Here is a 14,731-nt window from a genome sequence, read left to right as displayed (position 1 = left end):
AAGCTCGAAAATGAGGAAGAAAGATTCGGGATCGCAGTATGAGTAAAATGGAAATCAAGAAACATATGGGACGGTATATACAGATTATCCTGGGATGCTTTATCGTATGCCTGGGCTTTAACCTGTTCATCATCCCCGCACATCTTTTAACGGGCGGCATCAGTGGTATCGCCTTGATTATTTACTATTTGACGGGGCTTCCCGTAGGTGCCCAGAACCTCCTGTATAATCTGCCGATTTTGTATTTGGCGTATCGGGTTTTTGGCAAGCTCTATGCTTGGGATACGATTGTCGGTACGGCAGTTTTGTCCATCATCCTTGACGCTACGCATTTCATGGTGGATTGGAACCTCACCGGTGATGGCATGTTATGTGCCATTTTTGGCGGTGTGCTGGCCGGCATTGGCTTTGGAATGATTTTCCGTGCTAATGCGAATACCGGTGGTTTGGATGTTGTCGGTGCGGTAGCTAAGAAGTTCTATTCCCTTGATGTGGGGACGGTGGTGTTTGTGCTGAACTTCATTATCGTCATGGCATCGGCGTGGATGTTCAGTGTCAATGAGGCACTCTATACGCTGGTATCCATCTATGTGACGGCAGAGCTTACGAACCGTGTGGCGGCTGGCCTTAATCGGGAAAAGTCCATTTTCATTGTTTCGCCGGCGGCCGAACAGATTTGCCAGGATATCATGGAAAATGTTCATCGTGGCGTCACCTATCTCGAAGGGAAAGGCGGCTTTGCCAAGGAACGCAAAGACATCCTCTTTATCGTCGTGCGCCTCACGCAGGTAAGCCGCGTCAAGACTATCGTGGATCATTACGATCCACAGGCCTTTATGATTGTTTCGGATACATCGGAAGTGTCAGGGAAGGGCTTTACGCTGGAATGTGAGTCGTATGCCGACGCGCGGCGTAAATGGCAGGAGGCTCAGGAGAAACAAAAGGAGCTCATGGATGGACATGAGTAACTAACTGTTGACGCTATGGCTATGTTTACGCTATAATAGGCTTTAGCTGTAAAACGCGAATTTCAATCCCCGGCTGCATTTTGCAGGCGGGGATTTCTATATGTAGGAGGAGATCGTTTTGGAGAAGTATTCACCGCAGGCTATCGAAAAGAAATGGCAGGACAAATGGGAAAAGGAGCAGGTCTATAAGACTGAGGCTGACCCGAACCGTCCGAAGTATTACGCCTTGGAGATGTTCCCGTATCCATCGGGCAATCTGCACATGGGACATGTCCGCAACTATGCCATTGGCGATGTCATGGCCCGCTATAAGACGATGGAGGGCTACAATGTCCTGCATCCGATGGGCTTTGACTCCTTCGGTATGCCGGCCGAGAACGCTGCCATCAAACATGGCGTAAGCCCGGCTGACTGGACCTTCAGCAACATCGAGAACATGGAGAAGCAGCAGAAGAAGATGGGCCTCTCCTACGATTGGGACCGCGAAGTTTTGACCTGCACGCCGGAATACTACAAGTGGACGCAGTGGCTCTTTGAGCTCTTCTACCAAAAGGGGCTCGCCTACAAGAAAAAGGCATCGGTCAACTGGTGTGACACCTGTGGTACGGTTCTGGCCAACGAGCAGGTTATCGATGGCAAATGCTGGCGTTGTGACTCCGATGTCCAGAAGAAAGATTTGTCGCAGTGGTTCCTCAAGATTACCGATTATGCCGATGTGCTGCTGAAAGACCTCGACAAGCTCGAGGGCTGGCCGGAGCGCGTCAAGACGATGCAGGACAATTGGATTGGCCGCAGTGAAGGCCTTGAGATTACGCTTGATGTGCCTGAGCTTGACGAAAAACTCGTCGTCTACACGACGCGTCCGGATACGGCCTATGGTATCACGTTCGTCGCCCTGGCGCCGGAGAATGAACTCGTTGACAAGCTTATCGAAAAGAGCGACAAGGCTGAGGAACTCAAGGCCTTCTGCCAGAAGGTCCGCAACCAGTCCGATATCGAGCGCACGTCGAGTGAATCGGAAAAAGAAGGCATGTTTACGGGCTTCTATGCCGTCAATCCGTTTAACGGGGAGAAGGCACAGCTCTGGATTACGAACTATGTTGTCGCTGACTATGGCACGGGGGCTGTCATGGGCGTTCCGTCCGGCGACTCCCGCGACTGGATGTTTGCGAAGAAATACGACTTGCCGATTATCCTGACGCTGCAGCCAAAGGATAAGGAGCTCGTGCTCGAGGAAATGACTGAGGCTTATGTTGAAAAAGACGGCCGTCTGGTCAACTCGGCTCAGTTCACGGGCATGGACATGCATGAGGCCGTCAAAGCCATCATGGACTATGCGGAAGAAAAGGGCTTTGGCAAGCGCAAGGTCAACTTCCGTCTGCGCGACTGGCTGATTTCGCGCCAGCGTTATTGGGGCGCACCGATTCCGGTCATCAACTGCCCGCACTGCGGCGAAGTGCTCGTACCGGAAGAAGATTTGCCGGTCATGCTGCCGACGGACGTTTCGTTTGAGGCTGGTTCAGTTTCGCCGCTGGCCAGCAGCGAGAAATTCCTGCATTGCAAGTGCCCGAAATGCGGCGCTGATGCTACGCGCGAGACCGACACGATGGATACGTTCATCTGCTCGTCCTGGTACTTCCTGCGCTATACGGATCCGCACAATGACAAGGCACCGTTCGACAAGGATAAAGTCAATTATTGGGCACCGGTTGACCAGTATATCGGCGGCATCGAGCATGCTATCCTGCATCTCTTGTACTCGCGTTTCTTCACGAAGGTTCTCAAGGATGCCGGCCTCGTCGATTTCGATGAGCCGTTCAAGAACCTGCTGACCCAGGGTATGGTCCTGAAAGATGGTTCGAAGATGTCCAAGTCCAAGGGCAATGTCGTATCGCCGGAGGAAATCATCGGCAAGTACGGTGCTGATACGGCCCGTCTCTTTATCCTGTTCGCCGCTCCGGTTGACCGCGACCTCGAGTGGAGTGACCAGGGCGTTGAGGGTGCATACCGTTTCCTCAACCGCGTATGGCGTATCCTTGGCCATTTCGAAGAATCCATCAAGGCTGGCAAGGACGACTATGATGTGTCGGCACTGACGAAGGACGAGAAGGAACTGCGCCGCATTCTCCACGTTACCATCAAGAAGGTAACGGAAGATGTCCGCGACCGCTTCATGTTCAACACGGCAATTTCGTCTGTCATGGAGCTCGTCAACGCCTTCTATGGCTTCCAGGACAAGGAGCTCAATGCTGGTCTTGCCCGTGAGATGGCAGTAAACCTCGTCAAGATGCTCGCACCGTTCGCGCCGCATATCACGGAAGAACTCTGGAGCCACTTGTTCGTCGAGGGCAGTGTCCATCAGCAGAAATGGCCGGTCTATGATGAGGCAGCCATGAAACAGGATGAGATTGAAATCGTCCTGCAGATCAACGGCAAGGTCCGCGACAAGATCATGGTATCGCCGGACCTCGACCGCGAGGCAATGGAAAAGGTAGTCATGGAACTGCCGCGTGCCAAAGAGCTGACCGAGGGCAAGCAGATTGTCAAAGTCATCTGCGTACCGAAGAAACTCGTCAATATTGTAGTAAAGGGCTGATTGCCTTAACAAAGTGCTTCTCGCAAGAGAAGCACTTTGTTATATAGCTATAATGTTGTATACGAATCACGAATAAATGTGATATAATAAATACGTTGTGATTGGCAACAAACTAGGACGTGTTAAGAAACCTTGGAAGGGTGATAGTAGTGTTAAAGGCATACGCAGTCGAGAATTTGCGCGCCGGCATGATTGTGGGGCGCGACGTAATGGATGAGAGCGCCAACGTTCTCATCGGTTCGGGCACCGTTATGACAAAAGAATTGATTTATAATTTGCTGGATCGCCCAATCTTTAAGATTTATATTGAGGAAGAAGAAGCTATTATCGACATTCCGGGGAATGAATTCCTGCTTGATGATGATTATATTACCTGCTATAACGATGTGTATCACAAACTGGAGCACATGTTTCTGGCGTTGTCGGAACATGGCACTTTTGACGTGAATGAGCTGCAGGCCATCATGGATGAGAAAAACTTCCGCGAACTTTGTGATGGGGCAAAGGCTGTTTCGCAGATTCACAATATGACGCGCGAAGGCAGCGTCCTGGTCAATCACTGCCTGCATGTTGGGATCCTGGCCGGCCTGATGGGGAAATGGCTCAATTGGTCGGTTCTCGACCAGTATAATCTGGTCATTGCCGGGCTGTTCCTCGACATTGGCAAGATGCGCATCTCCAAGGACATCTTGGAGAAGAAGGGCCGCTTGACGCCGGAAGAATTCGATATGGTGAAGAAGCACACGCAGTTTGGCCACGATATGATTGGCATGACGACGCTTAGTGCTAATCGGGACATCATGGAAGGCGTCTTGCAGCATCATGAGCGTTGCGATGGTTCGGGCTATCCGCACAATCTGCAGGCGGACCAGATTTCTCGCTTTGGCCGGGTGCTGGCGATTCTCGATATTTACGATGCCATGGCTGGCGACCGCGTCTTTGCCAAACGCCGCTCGCCCTTTGATGTATTCGTAATTCTCTACGATGATATCCTCAATGGCAAGCTCGATACCGAATACGGTGTGTTGTTCATCAAGAATCTCTGCCATGCGTTGAATGGCAATTGGGTTTCGCTTAGCAATGGCGAGCGCGGACGTATCGTCTATATCGATGAGAGCCGCGTGACGAGCCTGCCGGTTGTCCAGACTACGCGTGGCGAGTTCATTGACCTCAATACCACCCGCAGTATCAAGATTGATTCCATACTGACGGCCAGAGAGATTTCGGCCTGAGGCAGGTGTCATCGTTTTGGGGCAGCGGAATAACAAATCTTGGCTAGATATTGACGAAAAAGCTTTCGAAGACGTATAATAAACAAGGCCGCCGTGGGCAAAGTGCTCGGCGGTTTATTTTTTTGCAAATTAAATATAATTTGTAGGGAGGAATGATTATGAACAGTATTTTGGAAAGGCTTCAGAGCATTGGTAAAGCATTGATGCTGCCGGTTGCTGTGCTGCCGGCGGCAGCACTCCTGCTGCGTCTCGGTGCGCCGGATGTGTTCAATATCCCGTTTATCACGAAGGCTGGCGGTGCGGTTTTTGACAATCTGGCACTTATTTTTGCTATTGGTATCGCTGTCGGGCTGGCTCGTGAGAACAACGGTGCCGCTGGTCTGGCCGGTGGTATTGGTTATCTGGTTTTGACCTCGGGGCTCAAGGCCATCGATGAGACGCTCAACATGAGCGTACTCGCTGGTATCGTCAGCGGTATCGAGGCCGGGATTTTGTACAACCGTTATTACGATATCAAGATGCCAGAGTTCCTGGGATTCTTCTCAGGGCGGCGGTTTGTGCCAATCGTGACGGCCGTCGTATCCATCGTGCTGGCGGGAATCTTCGGCGTAATCTGGGGACCGTGCCAGACGTTTATCCATGGCATTGGTGAATGGATTATCGGTGCCGGGGTAGTCGGAACTTTTGTCTATGGTGTACTGAACCGTCTGTTGATTCCGTTCGGCCTTCACCATATCCTCAACAGCTTCATCTGGTTCGTATTTGGTGAATATACGACGCCGGCTGGCGTGGTGGCAACGGGCGACCTCAACCGCTTCTTTGCTGGTGACCCGCATGCGGGCATGTTTATGGCTGGTTTCTTCGTCATGATGATGTTCGGTATGCCGGCTGTCGCTTTGGCGATGTATCGCGCAGCTAAGCCGGAAAATCGTCCGGTGATTGCCGGTGCTTTGGCTTCGGTAGCGTTTACCTCGTTCCTTACGGGTATTACCGAGCCGATTGAGTTTATGTTCATGTTCCTGGCTCCGGCCCTTTACGTTGTCCATGCCATTCTCACGGGGTTGGCGCTGTCGGTCACGTATAGCATGGGTGTCCTGCATGGCTTTGGTTTCTCAGGTGGTGCCATCGACTACGTGCTCAACTGGGGCCTGGCTACGAAACCGGCACTCATCCTCGGAATCGGTGCGGTATTCTTTGTGCTGTACTACGTGATTTTCAGCTGGAGCATCCGTCATTTCGACATTCCGACGATTGGCCGTTATGATGATGAAACCGCTGAGGCGGAAGATGGCGTTGAGGCAGCTGAGGAAGGCGCCTATGTTGAGGCGATGATTACGAATCTGGGCGGCAAAGGGAACCTGCTCGAAATCTCTTCGTGCATCACGCGTCTGCGCCTTAAAGTAGAAGACAGCAGCCTGGTGGATGAAGCAGCGCTCAAGAAACTTGGTGCCAAAGGCGTTGTCTGCAAGGGACAGGCTGTTCAGGTTGTTCTGGGAACGCAGGCCGAGCATATTGCCAATGCAATGAAGAAGGCTTGCCGCTAACGAAAGGATTTTATTTATGTTTGGATTGTTTGGATTTGGCAAAAAAGAGAAGGAAATTGCCGCTCCGGTGACTGGCAGTATCCTGGATATTACCGATGTCAACGACGCTGTATTTTCGCAGAAAATGATGGGCGACGGCTTTGCGGTGGAGCCGGCCGAAGGTGCGGATACCGTAACGGCTCCGTGTGATGGTACGGTGAAACTGTTAGCCGACACGCTTCATGCCGTAGCAATTGAATCGGACGGGCTGGAAGTCCTCATTCATGTTGGTATCGATACGGTCGAGCTCGGCGGATGCGGCTTTGAGGCCCTCACGCAGCAGGGAGCAAAAGTCAGCCGTGGTGATGCTTTGATTCGCTTTGATGCGGAGTCTATCAAGAAGGAAGGCAAACCGCTTACGACGGTTATTGCGCTGACCAATGGGGACGAGAAAGCCAAAAAGATTGAAAAGCATTTGGACCAGCCGGAACGCGTTCTTACGGTTCAGCTGTAATCAATAGCCTAAACGAGGTGGGAAGATGAAGCGAACTTGGACGCTGCTGGCCATGTTTTTGGCTTTGGTAATGCTGGTACAGAGTATCCGGCTGTTCATCCCGATGATTCCCGGTCCTGTCAATATGTTTTTGATTGGCAGCCTGCTCAATACGATTATGGTGCTGAGCATCTGGCAGACGGGGAGCCGCTGGGCGGCAATGATTGGCGGTCTGCTTCCCTTCGGGGCTTTTGCTCAGGGGCAATTGCCGATTATCTGGATGATTCCCGTGGTGGCTGGCGGCAATATGGCGTTCACGCTTTGGGCAGGAGCTTTTCGCCAGAGCAGGCTATTATATCTGGCGCCAGTAGTAAAGACCGTGATTTTGTATGGCGGTACGCTGGCAGTCCTGCGTCTGATTCATCTTCCTGAAGCGATGATTGCGGTGCTGCTGTTCATGATGAGCTGGCCGCAGCTCGTGACAGGAACCGTGGGGATTGTGCTGGCCAGAAAAATGAGCCGGAGAATTCCAACGTTCCTGTGACAGCATATATGACAAAAAAGCTGACAATTGACAAGTCAAATTTGACCTGTCAATTGTCAGCTTTTTGCATTATACGGTTTTAGGCATTGCTTTCCGTCTGAAGGCAGGCCAGTTTTTTCTCGAGCCAGTCTTTACCGTCCGTATAGCGCGAGACGATATAGGTGGAGACGTAGTCGCCGGCGGCGTTGACCATCGTAGCGGGCGGGTCGATGAGGTTGCCGATAGCCAGGGCTAGCGTGTAGGCAATCGTCATCTGCTCAGCGCTGTTGTTGAAGAAGAAGGAGCAGAGCACGAGCTCGCCGACACCGCCGCCACCTGGAATGCCCGACATGGCCACCGAGGAGAAAACGGCGATGATGATGGCAAGAATCGCATCACCGCTGTTGAAGTCCATGCCCGAAATGCCGAAGAGGAAGGCGACCTTCACAATGGCGCCCATGGCCGAGCCATCCATGTGCATGGTGGCGCCAAGCGGCATGACGATGTCGGTGACTTCTTTGGAAACGCCGCTGGCTTTGGCGGCTTCCATGTTGGTCGGAATCGTGGCGACCGAGGAGCAGGTGCCAAACGATACGGCTGCTGGTTTGAAGAGGTTGCGCCACATGACCGGAATGGCATGACGGCCGCCGCCGTACCAAGCGTAGAGCGGGAAGAAGATGAACATGTAGACGAAGCACATGCCGTAGTAAACAAGCAAAGTCTTGGCGTAGCCGCCCATGAGGTCAGTGCCATAGGTGGCGGCGAGGTTGGCAAAGAAACCAAAGAAACCAATCGGTGCATAGTAGGAAATAATCGTGACGGTCTTCATGATGCAGCGCGACAGGTCATCGAGCAGTTTGGCCGTCATGGTCTTTTTGCCACCCGACAGCTGGACGCCAAAGCCGAAGATAACGGCAAAGATGATAAGCGGCAGCATGGCGCGGCGTGAGAGCAGTTCGGCAAAGTCCGGTTTCGTAAAGAAGTTGACGAGCAGTTCGCCTGCAGTAATCTTGGTGACTTCTTCGGTAGACGTTACCATCTCACTGACCGAAAAGCCAGCGGGAACGATGTTGATGCAGGAGACAACGGCATACATGACAATCGCGGCAATCAGTGCCGTAACGGAGAAGGTAGCCACGGTAATGCCCATGACCTTGCCCGCGCGGCCCGCAGAATCCATGTTGGCGATAGCCGAGGCAATCGAAACGAAAACCATCGGCACGACGATGCAGAACATCAAGTTGATGAAGAGGTCGCCGAGTGGTTTGAGGCCCTTGGCCTCAGGAAAGTAAAGGCCGAGCAGGGTACCTGCTGCGATGCCGAACAGCATGAAGAGGACGAAGCCGTAATTCTTGAGATAGGATAAGAATGAGCTTGTCCCGGGCGTTGAAAGTTTTTCCATGATAATCACATCCTATACCAGATAAAATAAATGAATAATTCTGTCTTTATTATAAACCGCTATATTTGCAAAGAAAAGCGGGAAAAGATACGAATAATATGCAAAAGATGCGGAGTTATGGAAGCTTTGCTAGTCGACAAAAGGGAGAAAATGGCGTTATAATAGAGTACACACATTCGATAAAAGCTGGAGGAGGTCTTGTTATGGCGATGGTGCCGAAACTGAACACAACGCAATTCGATACGAATATTCCCTTCAAGGTGGTGGCACCGTTTGCGCCAATGGGAGACCAGCCGCAGGCAATTGACGATTTGGCGGCGGGCATCATGAACGGCCAGGAGGCGCAGGTGCTGCTCGGCGCGACTGGCACGGGCAAGACCTACACGATTGCCAAGGTCATCGAGAAGGTGCAGAAGCCGACGCTCGTCATCGCGCACAATAAAACCTTGGCGGCCCAGCTGGCCAGTGAGTTCAAGACGTTCTTTCCGGACAACTACGTCGGGTATTTTGTCAGTTACTACGATTACTACCAGCCTGAAGCGTACATCGCTTCGACCGATACTTATATTGAAAAGGACTCGTCCATCAATGATGAAATCGATGAACTGCGTCACTCGGCGACCTGTTCACTGTTCGAGCGGCGCGATGTCATCATCGTGGCGTCGGTGTCGTGTATCTATGGCTTAGGTTCGCCGGAAAGCTATCATGAGATGGTGCTGTCCCTGCACAAGGGGCAGGAGGTTGAGCGCGAGGCAATCCTGCGCAAGCTCGTGCAGATCCGCTACGAGCGCAACGATATCGCCTTTGAACGCGGCCGCTTCCGCGTGCGCGGCGATGTCGTCGAGGTCTTCCCGGCAGGTTATAACAACCGGGCGGTGCGCATCGAACTGTTCGGTGACGAGATTGACCGCATGGTGGAGTTTGATGTCGTGACGGGTGAGGTGTATGGCGAGCGCACGCATGTGATGGTCTTCCCGGCTTCGCATTATGTCACCGAGGACGAAGACCTCAAAATCGCCATGGCCGATATCCGCACGGAGATGGAGCAGCAGGTCGCGATGTTCGAGCAGCAGGGGAAACTTTTAGAAGCACAGCGCATTGAGCAGCGCACGAAGTATGACCTTGAGATGATGCAGGAGATGGGCTACTGCTCGGGCATCGAAAACTACTCGCGCCACCTCACGCACCGCAAGGCGGGCGATGCGCCGTATACGCTGCTCGACTATTTCCCTGAGGACTTCCTGATTGTCATGGATGAGTCGCACGTTACCCTGCCGCAGGTGCACGCGATGTATGCAGGCGACCGCAGCCGCAAGGTTTCGCTGGTGGAAAATGGCTTCCGCCTGCCGTCGGCGTTTGACAACCGGCCGCTGACCTTTGAGGAGTTTGCTGCGCGCATCAATCAGATTGTCTACGTTTCGGCAACGCCGGGCAAATACGAGCTTGGCAAGGCTCAGCAGGTCGCCCAGCAGATTATCCGCCCGACGGGGCTGCTGGACCCCGAAATTGAAGTGCGGCCGCTCGATGGGCAGATTGATGATTTGCTGGCGGAAATAAAGATACGCATTGCCAAGGATGAGCGCGTGCTGGTCACGACGCTGACCAAGAAGATGGCCGAAAACCTGACCGACTATCTGAAGGAAACGGGCATCAAGGTGCGCTATCTGCACTCGGATATCGCGACGATTGAGCGCGCCGAAATCATCCACGATTTGCGCGCGGGCGAGTTTGATGTGCTTGTCGGCATCAACCTGTTGCGCGAGGGTCTCGACATGCCAGAGGTGTCGCTTATTGCCATCCTCGATGCCGATAAGGAGGGCTTTTTGCGCTCGGATACTTCGCTGATCCAGATTATCGGCCGCGCGGCGCGCAATGCCAATGGTCATGTCATCATGTACGCGGACCGCATCACGGATTCGATGAAGCGCGCGATTGACGAGACCGAGCGCCGCCGTGAAATCCAGCAGGCCTACAATCACGAACACGGCATTGTGCCAAAGACCATCAAAAAGCCCATCAAGCCGCTTATCGAAACGACGTTGGTGGCTGAGTCGCCGGCGGACTATGCCGCTGATGGCAAGCGCAAGAAGAAAAAGCTCACGAAGAAGGACAAGGAAAATCTCATCAAAACGCTTACGCGCGAGATGCAGCAGGCCTCCCGCGCCCTGGAATTCGAACGGGCCGCAGAACTGCGTGATATGATATTGGAGCTCGATGGCACATTGCCAAAAACTAAGGGCTGATGGCCGTTTAGCGCACAGTATTGCGGGGATTTTTTTACTTTGTTATAATGTGGATAGGGGAGAGCGATATGGATATATCGGCCTTGTTTTATACGACTCGGCTGGGGAAAAGCTTAAAGAACTCATTACATAAGTTTGATAAGGATGTTCTTATGGCTGATATCAGCCAGGCTAGAGATTTTTACGATGAAGCTCTTGAGACGATGGATTTTCCCTATGATTATCGCATTAAATCTAGGGAGTCCTGTCGCATTAAGTATGACAGGTATTATCCCAATTATGCAGTAGAGCGAACATATAACGATTTATTTGGCGCAAGGATAATCGTAGAAGATTATCGGCAGGCGTATGAGATGACTAGTATTCAACCAAGCAGAGAGTCAGATTTGACATTGGGAAAGAGGACTGACGATGGATACCGTGGGCTGCATTTGTATTATCAGCCCGACCATTTTGTATATCCGATTGAATTTCAGTTCAATACAGCCAGTGACCGCCGCTTAAATGACTGGTTGCATAGCTATTTGTATAAGAAAGGCTATGCGCCGGAAATAGGTGGACGCCTTAGAGCATTATATGATGCTGGTCATATACACACAGAAGAAGATTTTAGGAGGGAGTTCAATGTGTTACTTGGTTGTTAATAATTTTGGTGAACATGGCAGTATTGCCGTACAAATGCAGCATGGCCCCCGCCTTAGATCCTTGGTGCATTATATTGAGGAAGTGAGAAAGGGCAAGGGAAGTCAGATTATGACGCTGAGCAATCCTGACGCGTACAAAGAGTATGCCCCATACGAAATATGTGCTAATGAATCTGAGTTTGTTCAGAGAGTTCTTGCCATGTAAAAAATGGTAAGGAAATTTGTAGGGAGAGAAGCAGCAATTCTCTCTTTTTTTTTTGAAAGAGGCAGAATATGGAACAGGTTATCAAAATAAAGGGCGCAAGAGCCCATAATCTCAAGAATATCAATGTGGAAATCCCGCGCGATAAGCTCGTGGTCATCACGGGGCTGTCGGGGTCGGGCAAGTCATCGCTGGCTTTTGATACGATTTATGCCGAGGGTCAGCGGCGCTATGTCGAGTCGCTTTCGTCGTATGCGCGCCAGTTCCTCGGGCAGATGGATAAGCCAGATGTCGACAACATCGAGGGCTTGTCGCCGGCAATTTCCATTGACCAGAAGACGACGAGCCACAATCCGCGTTCGACGGTCGGCACAGTCACAGAAATCTATGATTACCTGCGACTGCTCTATGCGCGGGCGGGCCGTCCGCACTGTCCGAAGTGCGGCAAGCCGATTACCCAGCAGACTGTTGACCAGATGATTGACCAGATTAGGGAGCTGCCAGAGCGCACGAAGCTCTTGGTCATGGCGCAGGTAATCCGCGGCAAGAAGGGCGAGCACAAGAAGGTGCTTGAGCATATCCGCCGCGAAGGTTATGTGCGCGTGCGCATCGATGGCGAGGTTCACGATGTCAACGATGAGATTCAGCTCGAGAAGACGAAAAAGCATACGATTGAGGTCGTCATTGACCGTCTCGTGGTGCGCGAGGGCATGGAACAGCGGCTGGCTGACTCGCTGGAGACGGCGCTGAAACTCGGCGAGGGCGTCGTCTATGTGCAGATTGTCGATGGCGAGCTCTTGATGTTCAGTGAGAATTTTGCCTGTGTCGACTGTGGCATCAGCCTGCCGGAAATCACGCCGCGTATGTTCTCGTTCAACAGCCCTTATGGTGCCTGCCCGGTCTGCATGGGCCTTGGCAGCCATATGGAGTTTGATGAGGAGCTAGTCGTGCCCGATGTGACGCTGTCGGTGGCACAGGGCGTCTTTGCGCCGCTGTCGAAGAATCCGCATTCCTATGGCATGTGCGTAATCGCAGCGGTACTCACGGATTATGGTTATACGGTCGATACGCCATGGAAGGATATGGACAAGAAGACGCGCCAGGTCCTGCTGCATGGTGCTGGCGATGAGAAATTCCGTTTCCACTATACGAATATGTTTGGCGAGCGCAAGGAGTACAATGTCGAGTTTGAGGGCGTGCTGCCGATGCTCAACCGCCGCTATCAGGAGACGGATTCCGATGAGATGCGCGAGTCGTATGAGAACTACATGACCGAGATTGACTGTCCGGTCTGCCATGGGGCGCGCCTAAAACCTGAAACCTTGTCGATTACGGTAGGCGATAAGAATATTGCAGAGCTCACGGCGATGACTATCCGCGAGGCTGACACGTTCCTTGCGGGCGTGGCGTTTACGCCGCGCGAGCAGAAGATTGCCGTGCAGATCTTGAAGGAAATCCACGCGCGCCTTAGCTTTTTGCTCAACGTTGGCCTCGATTATCTGACGCTGTCGCGGGCAGCGGGCACCCTCTCGGGCGGCGAGGCCCAGCGCATCCGGCTCGCAACGCAGATTGGTTCGGGGCTCCAGGGCGTGCTCTACGTGCTCGATGAGCCAAGCATCGGTCTGCATCAGCGCGACAACAACCGCCTGCTCGCGACGCTCAAGAATCTGCGTGACCTTGGCAATACGCTGATTGTCGTCGAGCATGATGAGGACACGATGTATGCGGCCGATCATATCATCGACATTGGCCCCGGCGCCGGAGCGCATGGCGGACAGATTGTCGCGCAGGGCACGGCCAAGGAAATCATGAAGGTCAAGGAATCGGTGACCGGAGCCTATCTGTCGCGGCGCAAGTTCATCCCGGTGCCGGGCAAACGCCGTCCGGGAAATGGCAAGTTCATCGAGGTAATCGGCGCGCAGGAGAACAATCTCAAGAATATTGATGTCAAGTTCCCGCTCGGGACGATGACGCTCGTGACCGGTGTATCGGGGTCGGGCAAGAGTACGCTCGTCAATGAAATCCTCTATAAGGGTATTGCCTCGAGGCTCTATCATTCCAAGGGCAAGCCTGGTAAGCATAAGAAAATCAAGGGCCTTGAGCATATCGATAAAATCATCGACATCGACCAGCAGCCAATCGGTCGCACGCCGCGTTCGAATCCGGCAACCTATACGGGCGTCTTCGATGCCATCCGCGAGCTTTTCAGCCAGACGGCTGAGTCGAAGATGCGTGGCTATAAGGCCGGAAGGTTCAGTTTCAACGTCAAGGGCGGCCGCTGTGAGGCCTGCAAGGGCGATGGTATCTTGAAAATCGAGATGCACTTCCTGCCCGATGTCTATGTGCCCTGCGAGGTCTGCAAGGGCGCGCGCTATAACCGCGAGACACTCGAGGTGCGCTACAAGGGCAAGAACATTTCGGAGGTCCTCGAGATGACCATCGATGAGGCCGTCGAGTTCTTCCAGAATGTGCCGCGCATTGCGCGCAAGCTGAAAGTCATCCAGGATGTCGGCCTTGGTTATATCAAGCTCGGCCAGCCCGCGACGACGCTGTCGGGCGGCGAGGCCCAGCGCGTCAAGCTTGCGACGGAGCTGTCGCGCCGCAGTACGGGGCGCACCCTCTACATTCTCGATGAGCCGACAACGGGCCTGCACACAGCCGATATCCATAAACTGCTGAACATTTTGCAACGGCTCGTCGATGGCGGCGATACGGTCGTCATCATCGAGCACAACCTCGACGTCATCAAGACGGCGGACCATATCATCGACCTCGGTCCCGAGGGCGGCAATAAAGGCGGAACCATCGTTGCCGAGGGGCGCCCGGAAGATATTGTCAAAGTAAACGAGTCTTATACGGGAAAATTCCTCAAACCGTTGCTCGAAGAAAAAAATGATTAAGCAGG

General features: G+C 52.8%; 11 protein-coding genes. 10 read left to right on the top strand and 1 reads right to left on the bottom strand.

Features of this window, described 5'->3' with window-relative positions:
• Nucleotides 1–38: 38 nt before the first annotated feature.
• The 6 genes from FZ040_RS07935 (at nucleotide 39) to FZ040_RS07910 (ending at nucleotide 7,356) form a co-directional block, all read left to right on the top strand.
• On the top strand, nucleotides 39–968 hold the full coding sequence (locus FZ040_RS07935; protein WP_033170328.1) for a YitT family protein: 930 nt from the start codon (nucleotides 39–41) through the stop codon (nucleotides 966–968).
• 118 nt (nucleotides 969–1,086) lie between these two features.
• On the top strand, nucleotides 1,087–3,564 hold the full coding sequence (gene leuS, locus FZ040_RS07930) for a leucine--tRNA ligase (RefSeq protein WP_149171491.1): 2,478 nt from the start codon (nucleotides 1,087–1,089) through the stop codon (nucleotides 3,562–3,564).
• A gap of 149 nt (nucleotides 3,565–3,713) precedes the next feature.
• Nucleotides 3,714–4,796 carry an HD-GYP domain-containing protein gene (locus FZ040_RS07925; protein WP_149171490.1) on the top strand — a complete coding sequence of 361 codons (1,083 nt, stop codon included), beginning with the start codon at nucleotides 3,714–3,716 and terminating at the stop codon, nucleotides 4,794–4,796.
• Nucleotides 4,797–4,954: 158 nt separating this feature from the next.
• Nucleotides 4,955–6,340, top strand: coding sequence for an N-acetylglucosamine-specific PTS transporter subunit IIBC (nagE, locus tag FZ040_RS07920; RefSeq protein WP_149171489.1), 1,386 nt, complete (start codon nucleotides 4,955–4,957; stop codon nucleotides 6,338–6,340).
• Between the two features lie 16 nt (nucleotides 6,341–6,356).
• Nucleotides 6,357–6,833 (top strand): PTS sugar transporter subunit IIA, encoded by a 477-nt coding sequence (locus tag FZ040_RS07915; RefSeq protein ID WP_149171488.1) that lies wholly within the window; start codon nucleotides 6,357–6,359, stop codon nucleotides 6,831–6,833.
• A 25-nt stretch (nucleotides 6,834–6,858) separates the two neighbouring features.
• Nucleotides 6,859–7,356, top strand: coding sequence for a hypothetical protein (locus FZ040_RS07910; RefSeq protein ID WP_149171487.1), 498 nt, complete (start codon nucleotides 6,859–6,861; stop codon nucleotides 7,354–7,356).
• A gap of 79 nt (nucleotides 7,357–7,435) precedes the next feature.
• Here FZ040_RS07910 and FZ040_RS07905 read toward each other — a convergent pair whose 3' ends face one another.
• Nucleotides 7,436–8,737, bottom strand: a complete 1,302-nt coding sequence (locus tag FZ040_RS07905; protein ID WP_149171486.1) for a dicarboxylate/amino acid:cation symporter — start codon at nucleotides 8,735–8,737, stop codon at nucleotides 7,436–7,438.
• A gap of 203 nt (nucleotides 8,738–8,940) precedes the next feature.
• On the opposite strand from FZ040_RS07905, the gene uvrB reads away from it, so the two are divergent.
• The 4 genes from uvrB (at nucleotide 8,941) to uvrA (ending at nucleotide 14,726) form a co-directional block, all read left to right on the top strand.
• Nucleotides 8,941–10,980: an excinuclease ABC subunit UvrB gene (gene uvrB / locus FZ040_RS07900; protein ID WP_149171485.1), complete on the top strand. Its 2,040-nt coding sequence runs from the start codon at nucleotides 8,941–8,943 to the stop codon at nucleotides 10,978–10,980.
• Nucleotides 10,981–11,048: 68 nt separating this feature from the next.
• On the top strand, nucleotides 11,049–11,624 hold the full coding sequence (locus FZ040_RS07895) for a nucleotidyltransferase family protein (protein WP_187620283.1): 576 nt from the start codon (nucleotides 11,049–11,051) through the stop codon (nucleotides 11,622–11,624).
• The gene (locus FZ040_RS07890) at nucleotides 11,605–11,829 is read left to right on the top strand and encodes a DUF6718 family protein (RefSeq protein ID WP_149171483.1); all 225 of its coding nucleotides are present in this window, start codon (nucleotides 11,605–11,607) and stop codon (nucleotides 11,827–11,829) included. Before FZ040_RS07895 ends, FZ040_RS07890 begins: the two co-directional genes overlap by 20 nt.
• Before the next feature lie 68 nt (nucleotides 11,830–11,897).
• Nucleotides 11,898–14,726: an excinuclease ABC subunit UvrA gene (gene uvrA / locus FZ040_RS07885; RefSeq protein WP_149171482.1), complete on the top strand. Its 2,829-nt coding sequence runs from the start codon at nucleotides 11,898–11,900 to the stop codon at nucleotides 14,724–14,726.
• The last annotated feature ends 5 nt before the right edge of the window (nucleotides 14,727–14,731 follow it).

It is taken from the genome of Pseudoselenomonas ruminis (assembly GCF_008271295.1).
Taxonomy (GTDB): Bacteria; Bacillota; Negativicutes; order Selenomonadales; family Selenomonadaceae; genus Selenomonas_A; species Selenomonas_A ruminis.
The sequence above is the reverse complement of the archived record's forward strand: the minus strand, read 5'-3'. Positions and strand labels throughout refer to the sequence as shown.

Excerpts from the sequence above, each read along its gene's own strand:
- FZ040_RS07895 (WP_187620283.1), top strand. The coding sequence starts at position 11,049 with ATGGATATATCGGCCTTGTTTTATACGACTCGGCTGGGGAAAAGCTTA.
- FZ040_RS07915 (WP_149171488.1), top strand. The coding sequence starts at position 6,357 with ATGTTTGGATTGTTTGGATTTGGCAAAAAAGAGAAGGAAATTGCCGCT.
- FZ040_RS07910 (WP_149171487.1), top strand. The coding sequence starts at position 6,859 with ATGAAGCGAACTTGGACGCTGCTGGCCATGTTTTTGGCTTTGGTAATG.
- nagE (WP_149171489.1), top strand. The coding sequence starts at position 4,955 with ATGAACAGTATTTTGGAAAGGCTTCAGAGCATTGGTAAAGCATTGATG.
- FZ040_RS07935 (WP_033170328.1), top strand. The coding sequence starts at position 39 with ATGAGTAAAATGGAAATCAAGAAACATATGGGACGGTATATACAGATT.
- FZ040_RS07890 (WP_149171483.1), top strand. The coding sequence starts at position 11,605 with ATGTGTTACTTGGTTGTTAATAATTTTGGTGAACATGGCAGTATTGCC.
- uvrA (WP_149171482.1), top strand. The coding sequence starts at position 11,898 with ATGGAACAGGTTATCAAAATAAAGGGCGCAAGAGCCCATAATCTCAAG.
- uvrB (WP_149171485.1), top strand. The coding sequence starts at position 8,941 with ATGGCGATGGTGCCGAAACTGAACACAACGCAATTCGATACGAATATT.
- FZ040_RS07905 (WP_149171486.1), bottom strand. The coding sequence starts at position 8,737 with ATGGAAAAACTTTCAACGCCCGGGACAAGCTCATTCTTATCCTATCTC.